Source organism: Streptomyces sp. SID12501 (genome assembly GCF_010550245.1).
Classification (GTDB): Bacteria; Actinomycetota; Actinomycetes; order Streptomycetales; family Streptomycetaceae; genus Streptomyces.
In genome coordinates this window covers 1-419 of the sequence record NZ_JAAGLU010000801.1, presented here as the reverse complement: position 1 = coordinate 419, position 419 = coordinate 1, and the positions used below count along the sequence as shown (strand labels likewise).

The 419-nt window shown below is 70.9% G+C and carries 1 protein-coding gene; it reads right to left on the bottom strand.

Features of this window, described 5'->3' with window-relative positions; all coding sequences use genetic code 11:
- Positions 1-353: polyprenyl synthetase family protein (locus G3I71_RS48530; protein ID WP_343243316.1), on the bottom strand; the 353-nt coding region annotated here is incomplete at its 3' end.
- Positions 354-419 lie beyond the last annotated feature (66 nt).

Below are 419 nucleotides of genomic sequence, written 5' to 3'. Positions count from 1 at the left end.
GCGGGCTCGTCCATGACGTCGTCGTGGTACAGGGACGAGATGTGCACCAGTTCGGCGATGACGGCGGCCTGGATCACTCCGTGCCGCCACGGATCCCCGAATTCGGCGCCCAGCAGGACCAGCACCGGACGCATCCGCTTGCCCCCGGCGGAGGCGAGGTGTCCGGTGAGGTCGGCGATCCGGGGGTCCTCCGCGGCACGGGCGCAGTCCTGGAGCCGCTGCTCCGCACCGGCCAGCGCCTCGCCCATGCGGGCCTCGAACTCCGGGTCGTCCAGGCACAGCCGGGCCAGCAGGCCACTGCCCGCCTCCGCCCGATCGGCTATGGCGGTCGATTGCGTCCGAATACGACCCACGAGGAATCCCCCACCTCACGACGGATCGCCATTCGCCATCCGAACGGCGACGCTCCGCGGAACTCT